The sequence below is a fragment of the Enterovibrio norvegicus DSM 15893 genome (genome assembly GCF_900115495.1).
GTDB lineage: Bacteria > Pseudomonadota > Gammaproteobacteria > Enterobacterales > Vibrionaceae > Enterovibrio > Enterovibrio norvegicus.
Genome location: NZ_FOWR01000005.1, coordinates 1 through 10,165, shown reverse-complemented (window position 1 = coordinate 10,165; position 10,165 = coordinate 1). Strand labels below are relative to the sequence as shown.

The window sequence follows — 10,165 nt, the reverse complement described above, 5'->3', positions numbered from 1 at the left end:
AACCAAAAAGCTAAAGCGTGATAGCAGCCTCAAGACAAATTGATTTTGTTAGAAATGGATAGAAAAAGGAGTGAATACGAAAAAGGCAGCGCCACTGAAAACTCGCAGTCAGGTAAGCGAACCAAAACACATATATACCCCTCTTGAGTCAGTTTGGTCGCATTTAACTTGTCTCGACCTGTCTCATTTACGATAGCGGAGCGATATAAACCACTTTAGGGGTGTCAATAGGGGTTTAACTTGCCCTATTTTTACATGGGCGCGAGCAAATACGTGATTTCTCGCGGTTTATAGGGATGAACGCCCTGTTGAAAACGTGAAAAAAGACCCTTTTTGGCAGGTCTTCTAGACAACATTTCCTGCGTTCATCCGAGTAAAAAACGAACAGATTTATCGTTTAACGTAGTATCAAGACGCTTTGAGGGAGCATTCATGAAACCGTTCTATACCCGAAAGAGACAGCGATTCTCGCAGACGAACACTGATGTAGCTTACTTCAAATCAAAAATTAACCATACAAAACAACAAGTTAAAATGATGACTTTACTCACCGAAAGCATACCAACAAAAATGAGCATGATGGTGCTCGCAGCAACTGTTTCTGTGTACATTCCGTCAGCGTCTGCCCAGTCACTTGAGCAAGCTGTTGCAGAGACACTGTCTCAAAATCCAGTCATTCGAGAAGCGTACAACCAGTTCAATAGTCAGGAAGAGCAAATTGACGCGTCACAAGGCGGGTATTTACCTTCTGTCGATTTAGAAGCTGGCATCGGTTATTCCGACTATGACAATGACAACAATCAAGGTCACTACAAACCTCGAGATGTTCGCATCAGTTTGCGTCAGCTAATTTGGGATGGTGCCATTACTTATAACGATATCAAGCGTACAAAGTCAGAAGCTGAAGCGCAGCGCTTTCAACTTCTTTCTGAAGCGCAGGACACCGCGCTAAGTGTGACCGAGGTTTACCTAAATGTATTAAAATCTGAAGCGATTCTAGATTTATCATTGAAAAACCTCGAAACCCACGAACGCATCCATAATGACATCAAGCGCCGAACTGATTCAGGTATCAGCTCAACGGCTGACCTTTCCCAAGTTGAAGGCCGCTTGGCTCAGGCCCACACTAACCTTCTAGCGGCACGCAGTAACCTCGATGATGAAACCACCGAGTTTGAACGTGTAGTCGGACGAAGTCCTGCTGCGTTGGTAAAACCAGAAGTCGATGCCCTCTTCATTCCACAATCTCTGGTTGATGCCCTCGCAGCTGCAAAAGAAAACAACCCTGTTGTACATGTGGCAAGTAACGACGTTGAAGCCGCACGTTATCAGTACGAACAAGCGAAAGGCGATTTCTACCCGACCTTCACCATTGAAGCGTCACAAGAATGGGGCGAAGAGCTCGATGGCTCGCCTGGTGACACTGATGAGTTCCAAGCCATGCTTCGTATGCGATATAACCTGTTTAGTGGCGGTACAGACGCTGCAGAAGCACGCAGCGCTGCGTACCAAATCAACAAGGCCAAGAATATTCGTAACAATGCACACCGCATGTTGAATGAAAGCACTCGTCTTGCATGGACAGCGAAAGAACTGTCTGAGAAGCAAACGACCTTCTTGCAACAGCATGTTGATGCGTCGGCGAAAACACTTACGGCTTACGAGAAACAATACATGATTGGTCGACGCACTCTGCTTGACCTACTCAACACTGAAAATGAACTTTTCGACGCGCGCCGCTCATACCTCGATGCGCACTTCGAAGGCATTCTCGCTCGCTACCGAGTATTAAACGCGACGGGATTACTACTCTCTGAACTCCGTGTTGATACACCAGAAGAATGGCAAACCTCGGTCTATGACGATCAAGGAGACGGTCAATGAAGAACGCAGTAAGGTTGGCAACAACCAAGTTCACACTGACACTTTCAACATTTGTACTATTGGGAACATTCGGCTTAGCCGGATGTTCTACTTCTGTTTCAAATCCACCAGTGGCAGATCAAACAGCAAGCCTGTTAGACGATGATAACGATGGCGTGATCAATGCGCGCGACCTTTGCACCACAACGGCATCAGGCGCTGAAGTGAACAATGATGGATGTGCGGAGATTGTCGCACTCAATGCAAGGAATGAATTGCACATCCTGTTTGCGAATAATTCATCTGTTATTCCCCTAAGCTTTAACGGTGAAGTGCGTCAACTGTCGACCTTCATGAAGACCTTCCCAGCGACCCGTGTTGAACTAAAAGGCTACGCAAGCCCAACAGGCTCTGACACGCACAACATCGCGCTCTCACAGGCACGTGCAGCGTCTGTGAAAAGTGCGCTAACGCGACAAGGTGTTCAAGCTAATCGAATTAAGATTGTGGGATTCGGAGAAAGTGAACCTGTGATTGCAGATTCACAAGCCCGTACTGAAATTTTGAGCCGCCGCGTCACGGCTGGTGTAAAAGCAACAGAAGAGAGTGTCGTGATGGCATGGACTATCTACACATCAAAATAGCCGATAGACATGATAAAAAATGAACAACGAAAAAGGGACTGAATAAATCAGTCCCTTTTTTTATCTGGATGTTACAAGCCTGCTAAAAAACGAGAAAAACCAACTTTTGACTGCATTTATCAATCACGCTAGCTCGCAATATCTACCAACACGAAGACGAAACACACTCAGACGACCTTACCCCACTCTCACTATCACTCTCACTATCACTATCACTCTCACTCTCACTATCGCCATCGCCATCGCCATCGCCATCGCCATCGCCATCGAGCGTGGCCTGCGTGGTAAGCACCAAGCAAACCATTTGATACCACGGCCTTTAAGCACGGGCGATTCGCCATTCGCCTGACGAATTAGTGGAATATAATCGGATCAATGGTTCCTTGGTTGGTTGGCAGTGCCAACAACAGCCAAAAGTCGAGCTCTGTGTCCGTGCATTGCTCTGGCGCGACACGGATGACACCTTTACAGCGTTTCCCACCAGGTTGCTCTAGTTTCGCCCCTGGTCGCCTCAGCGCTTCTTTTAAGCACTCTTCTCCAACAACGAACTGAAGGCCGTCTTCGTCGATAATGCTGAACAAGCGCTCATGTTGATAAAAGTACACACGCTGGTTATCGATTTCTTCACGAATGCCAGATATACCAATCAGTGCATTTCGCACTGACTCAGAAAGATGTTTGTCAGTCACAGTGTTCTCTCTCTTTTTCTCGTTTAGCCAAATATAGAGAAACAACGCTCGCAAATAATCATCGATGAATCATATTCCATCTAAAACCGTAAAAAAGGCTGACATATCCATCAAGTGTCTAGTAGCGTTAACTAATAATTATTCAGATCAAACGGAAAAACTTAGTAAACAAAGGGCTTAAGCCTAGAAAAACGCCAAAAACTCATACTTCACTAAGGCTGTAGACTGATAATACTTTTTCACAAAGTAGGGATTTAGTGCTTGATCCGGCACACACTTCGATTTGTCTTAACCTTGCTTTTGTCTCGATTACGCTAAACTTCCAGTAATCAAGATACATCTCTTTAAAGTTAAACACATTTCGTCGTATTCATTTGAATCGCCACGATATATGTCACCAAGGAAGGAGAGTAAACGACCAAAATACCACGTGCGACGCTCACCAATTCACCAATATTGAAGGAGAGGCGACATGAAAGGGCTAATTTGGTTTAGGAACGATTTGAGGCTGGGCGACAACCCTGCTTTAGTGACGCTGACACGGCGTTGCGAGAAAGCCATCATGCTTTTTGTCATCGATCCAGAGTGGTTTCGTCCAACCCACTTTCAATCAAAACATATGGGACGTTTCCGCGAAGAATTCCTCTATCAGTCGTTGCGTTCACTCGAATGCGAACTAAAAAAACGAAAACAACGTCTGGTCGTGAAAGTCGGCAACCCACTCGAGATCATTCCAGATATTTGCCAACGCCATGGCATTGACCTTGTCACCGTCACGGATCATCCCGGCGTTAACGAACAACAACACGTCGCGTACCTAAAACGCGTGCTGCCAAGTGAAGTGAGGGTCTGCGAAAGCTTTACGCTCTACTTACGTAATCAAATTAATTTTACAAAAGACAGCTTTCCAAAAACCTTCACTCAATTTCGACGTCACGTTGATCATCAAAACCTTTTGCCCTGCATTCCTATTAGCGCACCCGAGTCCTTACCAAGCGTGTTGGACGAGCGTCGAGATTTTTGGGGTGGGCAAGAGTTTGTCTACGATCTAACGCCTTACCATGGCGGAGAAGATTCCGGCTCTCTGCAGTTAAACCAGTTTTTCTGGAAAACACAGGGCCTAAAACACTACAAGGACACAAGAAACGATTTGGATGGGTGGCGATTCTCGTCACGCCTATCTGCGTGGTTAGCGAATGGTTCATTGTCAGCACGCATGGTAGCAGCAGAGCTTGATAACTATGAATATCGCCATGGACGCGGTGAGTCCACCCGCACCATTTTTGCAGAACTATTATGGCGCGATTACTACCAATGGATGATGCATGTTCAAGGGGCAAGAATGTTCGCCTTTGATGGCCTCAAACAGAAACGACCACTCACACGTTTTCATAGTGAAAAATTCAAAGCGTGGGAACAAGGTACAACAGAGTTCCCCATTGTGAATGCCTGCATGCGACAACTCAATCAAACCGGTTGGATGTCTCACCGTGGTCGTCACATTGCGGCGAGTTGTCTCGTCAACGAATTGGGTATTGATTGGCGATTTGGCGCTGCGTACTTTGAGCAGCAACTTATCGACTTTGATGTGTCGTCAAACTACGGCAATTGGCAGGCAGTGGCTGGCGTTGATGCCGATCCAGAAGAACATCCTCAATTTGATGTGAATGTGCTTGCGAGTGAATACGATCCTGAAGGCGTATTTGTTGATAAATGGGCGGAATCTAGCTCTTCCGAAAGCTTACTGAAGTACTGATTTCGCACCAGCGAACATTTATAAACACGTATAAACATCTACAAACATCAGTAAACATAAAAACGAAAGGGCGATGAATTCTCATTCATTGCCCTTTTCGTGTGTCACGATGGCCCCGCGAGTGACCGCAACACGAAGCAGATATCAGGGAGCGTATTACGCCAAGATATCGAGTATCCGATTGCTCACGCGCTTGGCATAAATCAGCGCTGTGTGCGTCAGAGGAAAAGTTTCATGGCTTGTCATGCCCTTAATCTCTGTTTCCTTCAGTAATACGGTTCCATCAGAAGCCTCACTCTGCTTTGCGTCGAGCAAGACTCTTGCTGGGCCAATGGGCATGTCACCCGCGATGCTGTATAACGCAGCACCTTTCGGCCACGAAGGCGTATTTTTTGGCATGAGGTATTCACTCGCGGACTGGAACATCCAATCTCCGATGCCAATCTCTTTCAAGTATTCCGCAATTTTAGAGCCCTGATGTGGCGTACCCAGCGTAATCACTGTTTTAACGCAGTGGCTCATGTCACTGTCTGCCTCCATGTAGGCGCGGGTTATCACGCCGCCCATGGAATGCGCAACAATGGCAGCTTCATCGCCATCAATAAAGTCATCCATTTCGCCAAACAACGATGGGGTATCAGGCGAAATCGTGTTGTAAGACAAATTGAGCACTTCGTGCCCCGCCTCTTTTAAGCGATTGCACAAAGGGATCATGGCAATGCCATGCATGTATAAGCCGTGAAGCAGGATAATTTTCATCGGTTAGTCCTTGTATTTTTCTTTAGACAAACAGAAACAATACTGTTGTCACTCTCCTTCACCCTTCAACGACAAAAACACCTGATAGTGAATAACGTATTGTCGCAGCAAATAAAATATTTGTAGCTAGGCTGCCGTCACAGTTACTCATACACATCAAAAAGAACGCCCTGCCGTTAATGTCTATTTATTCAAACTAAATGTATCGCAATTAACACACCAAAACACGTGACCCGATGAGTATCTTTATCGTGATGCTTAATCGTCACGCGGACGAACCCAAACAATCTGAGGATGCTCGATGTCAGAGGCCATCAGAGTGTTCAATTCAAGGCAAATTCTTGTAGGAATAGACATTCTATTTCACAGAAATTAAACGATGAAGTGGACACTCTGAGGGTCTCCCTTCGGGCGAGTTTACTGACGCCATGCTCGGTGTTGTCCCTTTTTGATGGCGCTCACTACATTGGCAAAGGGACGCCTTGATCATAACGTCAGTAAAGCTCGCTGAATTCGGCATCTTCAAGTTGTTTGGGTATATACAAACTACCTGAAGAAGCTTTCTGAATCCCGCATATTCAGGTGTTTAGGGATATTTAACTAAGGAGCTAATCCATGAAAATTCGCAATCTCGCCATTCTCGCTACCGTGTTTTCAATATTGCCTTTTTCTACCCTCGCAGATGACGTGGCAAACCTAGCAGAATTGACCGCCCAAGAACGCGTTGAAGAAATCAAAGCAGTCATGAATGACGTGGATACAGATGTAGACAAGATGGCGAAAGAAGCCGAAGTGCAAACCGAGCAAGCAATGAAAGAGGCCAAAGATGACGCAGATTCTGCTGTGGGTGACACCAAAACAGAAACCAACGAAATGAAGCACGCGGCAGAAGCGAAAGTGGATGACGTGATAGATAGTACCAACAGCCAATAAAATCCTTTCATCGCGTTATACCGTGAAACGCTGAACGTAAAACGTAAAACGTAAAAAAAAGCGGCCTATGGCCGCTTTCTTCTTTTGCTCAGGGGTTCACACTGTGATTAGAAAATCAGGTGAGCCACGCCTGCAATAACGGGTAACGTTACCAAAGTACGCAGGATGAAGATCATCACCAATTCCCAAGCTTTCACAGGAATTTTGCTGCCCAGTAGCAATGCGCCCACTTCTGACATGTAAATCAACTGTGTGACCGACAACGTGGCTACCACAAAACGGGTCATTTCATTGTCGATGTTTGCAGCCAGTACCGCAGGGATAAACATGTCTGCAATGCCCACTAGCATGGTCTCAGACGCTGCAACCGCTTCAGGGATTTGTAGCAACTCAAGCAATGGCACGAATGGCATACCCAGAATCGTAAAGATTGGTGTGTATTCAGCAATGATCAGTGCAGAAGTACCGATTGCCATGACAACAGGCAGCACACCAAAAACCATGTCGGCCGCGTTTTCTAGGCCTTCTTTCAGCACATCGCTTAAAGAACGGATTTTAGATGCACGCGTAATCGCGGTTTTCACACCATGGCTGAACAGGGTCTCGCCTTCTGGTAGCGCTTCATGCTCTAAGCATTTCTCTTCGCCATTAACCAGTGTGTTTTTCTTCCAGCAAAGTGGCGGCAAACGTGGCACAACGATAGCAGCAACAAAGCCTGCTAAGCACACCGTCAGGTAAAACGGCACGAACATGTGCTCCAAACCAACTTGTGCAATGACCACCAAGCTAAAGCTGATTGAAACCACTGAGAAGGTTGTGCCAACAACAGCCGCTTCACGCTCTGTGTAGTAACCTTGTTCGTATTGCTTGCTCGACATCAGAATCGCCACGCTGCCATCACCTAACCATGAACTTGCACAGTCAACGGCCGAACGCCCAGGCAATCCAAACAGAGGACGCATGATGCGCGTCATGAAAGTACCAATCAGTTCAAGCAAACCAAAGTTGGTCAGCAGTGGCAGGAACAAACCCGCGAACACAAATACAGACAGCAGGGTGGGTAGCAAATCGCCCAGTACAAAACCGCCGGTTGCTCCGCCAATCACATGCTCTGGCCCAAAGCCGAAAAACGCCATTAACACAAAAGCTGCACCCAACATGCGCACTGTCAGCCAAACTGGCGTGGCTAAAAGAAGACCTGACAGGAACGTTGAGTTCATAATGAAGCGTGGTTTGAATGCCAACGCGAACACAGAACCGATGGCGCTAACAAAAATGATGGTTGTTACAACAACAGGTGCCGAATTCCCCAACACCGCTAGCAAAGATTTTGCGAGAACAGCAATAGGAATAGTAAACCCGCCATTGATCATGACTGGCGTCATGAACAGCAAAATGCCGAGGAGGGACGGAATAAGGAACATCAACACATTCCGTGTCGATGATGATGCTTTTGCTATCTTCTGAGTGTTTTGCATGGCGTGACTTCCTGAGCAATGCGCTGCTAAATATATATTCACTAAATGTGACTAACTGGGCGAAGATTAATTTAACTCTTTTCGCTTGTAAATAATAAATAGTCACTTATTTTGAATAAATTAGCGAAAGCAATGTTTTTGACCACTCAGGAAGCAAATACTGTTTATTTTTCACGCATTAATTGTTAATTAGTTGTTACATCAACTCTCACGGCGAGACGAATAATGTCACCTAAAGCCCAAGATTTCACACTGAAACCCGTTTTTCCTTTATTGCATAACTACCCAATTTTCCGATCGGTTTTTTCGTACTCATCGACCACCCATTTCCAATGCGCATCTAGCAAGGCAACCACGGCGCGTTTTTTCACGGGTTTTCGCTGGATCAGATAGAAAAGGCGTTCCATTTCCAAGGTTTTATCAGGGTAAAACTCAAGAAATACGTGAGAACACGCGTCTAACTCTTCTTCCCAGCGATTGGCTTTGTAAGCCACCAAGCCAAAACTGGCTTTGATCAGCCGCGAAGCAGCTTCCTCTGCGGCATCCAACTGTGTACCCCATTTGGTGGCAATGGCGACTTTATTTCGAAGTTCACGTAAACGCGCTGACAAGTCATCATTCATCGCTTTGCACACTTCCCAGCTCACTTCAAAGTGACCAAAGCTTTGTGCAAGGTTATCGCCTTGAATACATTGGGTGCAGTGCTTTAAGAAAAAGCCCCATTTAAAGATATTCCCGAGATCCCTCACATCGTTGATTGGCACAACATCAATCGCAACACGGCTAATCGCTTCACTGCCCTGCTCTATACGGAAACGTACCGTATTCAACATGGAATATTCATTCACGTTTAAACTGCGTTGTGTCACGAGCGTTACGTTCATCGTCGCTTTGTCTGGCGCGGTTCTATGTGCAATGTCGCCTGACAGATAAGCACTATGCAATGTGTCCCCTAGCGTGCCTTTAAGTTGACGCATGGCGGTTGCGACAGGGTCGACAAACTGTGTTTGCAATGGGCGTTCGCTATCGAGTTCAGGCAGTAACCCTTGGCGTGGGCTGGCTTTGTACAAACTTCGCTCCTTTCTGGCGACGGGACTCAATGTCTTCTGGATCACGCTGAACGCAGGACGTTCGGATACATCTCCCTATTTTAGAAGCAGAAACCCTATTCAGACCAGCAATACTGTGCGTTCTTCCCGTCTGTTTGCACACTCTCTGCGCGACGAAAGGCAAGAACGCGCTTTGGGAAACCTTCTTGAACATGCTTTAATAGACCTGTTAGAAATCTAAGAGTGAATGATGATGGAAACCCAGCTACTTTCAATTGATGACACCCTTGATACGGCGTTTGATATCTTTTATGAAATGGCAGAAGACAACCTCGATTACGATGACCTTCTTGCGGTTCAAGCCCGTTTTGATGAGGAAGGTGCTGGCATCGCGGTTGATGCAGAAAGTGATTGGGAAGAGCACGTAGGTTTTGACGTTAACCGCGAGACGTTCGTTGAAGTGCGTATTGGCCTAACCTCTGAAGACACCTTGAACGATGTGCTTGTGCGCATGCTTGTCAGTCGCGACCCTGAGCAGAAATTCTGCCACTTGTTGTGGAAACGCACCGAGTAACCTCCAGCCTTCATATGACATTTTCGCTCGCGCGGTGCATATAAAAAAGGCCAGCTTAATCGCTGTAATGCATGTGAATTAAGCTGAATTACGCCTTCTAGAAGGCCTGGTCGCATAGCGACTGGGCCTTTTCTTTACTGCTCTTGGATATGTCCTCTCCCTCCTCTCTGGAAGCACAAAGCTCTCTGCCATATCGAGGATATACCTGAGCACTTCTGGATATCTTCCGGGCGCGACTGCCGGGAGCATCTGCAACTGACTCACCAAAAATATCGATGCCTGCTTAAAACCTATTTGGTATGGCATTACCGTATTCAAGGAATACGCCATCTGGCACATCATAAAACGCAGCAGGTTGTAGGCAAGCAACATCCCCCAAAGCTCCTGCTTGACCAACGCCGGCGTTTTACTTCTTAGTGT

General features: G+C 46.4%; 10 protein-coding genes and 1 pseudogene. 6 read left to right on the top strand and 5 right to left on the bottom strand.

Annotated features, from left to right (window positions below):
* Positions 1 to 432: 432 nt before the first annotated feature.
* From BM082_RS04185 to BM082_RS24945, 3 genes are all read left to right on the top strand, one after another.
* Entirely contained in the window at positions 433 to 1,884 is a 1,452-nt protein-coding gene (locus BM082_RS04185) for a TolC family outer membrane protein (RefSeq protein WP_017013730.1), read from the top strand.
* Positions 1,881 to 2,507: an OmpA family protein gene (locus BM082_RS04180; protein ID WP_017008510.1), complete on the top strand. Its 627-nt coding sequence runs from the start codon at positions 1,881 to 1,883 to the stop codon at positions 2,505 to 2,507. Before BM082_RS04185 ends, BM082_RS04180 begins: the two co-directional genes overlap by 4 nt.
* Before the next feature lie 106 nt (positions 2,508 to 2,613).
* Positions 2,614 to 2,856: a hypothetical protein gene (locus BM082_RS24945; protein ID WP_159435493.1), complete on the top strand. Its 243-nt coding sequence runs from the start codon at positions 2,614 to 2,616 to the stop codon at positions 2,854 to 2,856.
* Positions 2,857 to 2,860: 4 nt separating this feature from the next.
* Here BM082_RS24945 and BM082_RS04175 read toward each other — a convergent pair whose 3' ends face one another.
* Complete coding sequence (locus BM082_RS04175) at positions 2,861 to 3,196, bottom strand: hypothetical protein (protein WP_017013731.1); 336 nt, start codon at positions 3,194 to 3,196, stop codon at positions 2,861 to 2,863.
* Positions 3,197 to 3,668: 472 nt separating this feature from the next.
* Here BM082_RS04175 and BM082_RS04170 point away from each other — a divergent pair, with 472 nt between their 5' ends.
* On the top strand, positions 3,669 to 4,952 hold the full coding sequence (locus BM082_RS04170) for a DASH family cryptochrome (RefSeq protein ID WP_017017596.1): 1,284 nt from the start codon (positions 3,669 to 3,671) through the stop codon (positions 4,950 to 4,952).
* Positions 4,953 to 5,108: 156 nt separating this feature from the next.
* Here the strand turns inward: BM082_RS04170 and BM082_RS04165 are convergent, their stop codons facing one another.
* Complete coding sequence (locus BM082_RS04165) at positions 5,109 to 5,711, bottom strand: PGAP1-like alpha/beta domain-containing protein (protein WP_017013733.1); 603 nt, start codon at positions 5,709 to 5,711, stop codon at positions 5,109 to 5,111.
* A 615-nt stretch (positions 5,712 to 6,326) separates the two neighbouring features.
* Between BM082_RS04165 and BM082_RS04160 the strand changes: the two genes are divergently transcribed.
* Positions 6,327 to 6,644 (top strand): hypothetical protein, encoded by a 318-nt coding sequence (locus tag BM082_RS04160; RefSeq protein WP_074925406.1) that lies wholly within the window; start codon positions 6,327 to 6,329, stop codon positions 6,642 to 6,644.
* 107 nt (positions 6,645 to 6,751) lie between these two features.
* Here BM082_RS04160 and BM082_RS04155 read toward each other — a convergent pair whose 3' ends face one another.
* Positions 6,752 to 8,122: a YjiH family protein gene (locus BM082_RS04155; protein WP_244275922.1), complete on the bottom strand. Its 1,371-nt coding sequence runs from the start codon at positions 8,120 to 8,122 to the stop codon at positions 6,752 to 6,754.
* Between the two features lie 281 nt (positions 8,123 to 8,403).
* On the bottom strand, positions 8,404 to 9,192 hold the full coding sequence (locus tag BM082_RS04150) for a hypothetical protein (protein WP_017017593.1): 789 nt from the start codon (positions 9,190 to 9,192) through the stop codon (positions 8,404 to 8,406).
* A 229-nt stretch (positions 9,193 to 9,421) separates the two neighbouring features.
* Here BM082_RS04150 and BM082_RS04145 point away from each other — a divergent pair, with 229 nt between their 5' ends.
* Positions 9,422 to 9,745, top strand: a complete 324-nt coding sequence (locus BM082_RS04145) for an HI1450 family dsDNA-mimic protein (RefSeq protein ID WP_017017592.1) — start codon at positions 9,422 to 9,424, stop codon at positions 9,743 to 9,745.
* Positions 9,746 to 9,823: 78 nt separating this feature from the next.
* Here BM082_RS04145 and BM082_RS04140 read toward each other — a convergent pair.
* Positions 9,824 to 10,165, bottom strand: a pseudogene (locus tag BM082_RS04140) (IS4 family transposase); the annotation flags it as partial.